The sequence below is a fragment of the bacterium genome (genome assembly GCA_040755795.1).
Taxonomy (GTDB): Bacteria; UBA9089; CG2-30-40-21; order CG2-30-40-21; family SBAY01; genus JBFLXS01.
Map to the genome: position 1 here is coordinate 1 of JBFLXS010000668.1, position 1453 is coordinate 1453.

General features: G+C 37.8%; 2 protein-coding genes. Both read right to left on the minus strand.

Going from position 1 to position 1453, the window contains the following annotated elements; genetic code table 11:
* The coding region (cbiE, locus tag AB1414_20760) for a precorrin-6y C5,15-methyltransferase (decarboxylating) subunit CbiE (GenBank protein ID MEW6609842.1) at positions 1-425 on the minus strand (425 nt) is incomplete at its 3' end.
* Positions 422-1177 (minus strand): precorrin-6A synthase (deacetylating), encoded by a 756-nt coding sequence (cobF, locus tag AB1414_20765; GenBank protein MEW6609843.1) that lies wholly within the window; start codon positions 1175-1177, stop codon positions 422-424. The genes cbiE and cobF, both read right to left, overlap by 4 nt.
* Between the last annotated feature and the right edge of the window lie 276 nt (positions 1178-1453).

The following is a 1453-nucleotide window of genomic DNA, read 5'->3' on the forward strand; positions in this document are numbered from 1 at the left end:
AGGTCGCTTATGGTGTATGGTTTGCCTTTCTTCGGGTCAGGCTCACCATGTAGGCTGAGCAAAAGGGCATCATCCCATGTCTCTTTTATCCTTGAAAAGGCAATCTGGATGGCGGATAAATCCGGAATTACCTCGATAGCATCCCTTCCGAGTTCTTCCATTGCCCTTCTCCCAATCCCAAAAAACATTGGGTCTCCAGAAGCAAGCACAGTTACATCACAATTTTGACACTTGATATAATCAAGCATCTCATCCATATTATTAATTACCCTGATATTATCCCTAATTGCTTCAAACTCTTCGTATCCTTTGAATATCTCAAAGAGTCTATTTGTGGCAAGGATAACCTTTGAATTAATGGTAATCTCCTTTGCCCTTTTATCAAGAGGTCTATAGCCAATGCCGATAAGATAGACTTTCTTCATTTTGCCTTCCTCAAAATATAAGTATCCATCATCCAACCCCGCCTCCTTTTTGCCGCTTTTCTTATCGTTTTAATCTTCTCAATGACTTCGTTTAACCTCCCTGAAACAAGTATCTCTTCCTTATTTCCCAGATAGCCGCCCCAATAGATATCAAGTTCCTCGTCCTTAAAACGGTTAAAGGTAGCATAAGAATCTAATAAGACCGCAGTGTTATTAATCTCATTTGCCTGGTATTCTTTCAACCTTCTGCCGGTTGTAATAACAATATTTTCACCTATCCGATTGAGTGGGATTTTATGTTTTGCGGTTAGTATCTGGACAGAGGTTATCCCGGGGATAACCTCATACTCAAAATCTACCATTCCTTGTTTAAGAATATTTTGCAGTATCTCTAAATGACCATCATAGAGGCTCGGGTCACCCCAGACGAGAAATGCCCCAATCTGTCCATCTGCCATATCGTTAATCAATTTTGTGATAATCTCTGCCTTTTGGACCCGCCACTTCTTAACCCCCTCTTCATATCTGCCGTTTTTTTTTCTCTTAGGAATCTTTGCGACCACAACTCGATAACTTTTTTCATCAAGGTATCTTTTTAATATTTCCATCCTGGCTAAAGCAAGTTCATCCGCTTTTTCACCTTGTTTTTCAAGGATAAAGAAGACATCCACTTTTTTCATTGTATCAATTGCCTGAATGGTCAGGTAATCAGGGTTACCTGGTCCAATACCGATGAGATATATTTTTTTCACCTTTTCGTTCCTTTAAAAATCTGTGGTAATGTCAAAAACTTTTACCTAAATTTCTTTTAACTATCTATATTCTTAGACAGTTATGTAAATTTGGCTTGCCTCCCCATATTTCTTATGATAAAATGGGAAAAAATAGAATGTGAAAATTTTGCCTCATCCTTCATTTAATGTCCCATAGGGACAACATATCGGTAGAAATAAATATCATACAAACATAAATGCCGTAGGCATGAGATAGTTAAAATTCAATCGGTTTAAAAATATATCGTTCATCAT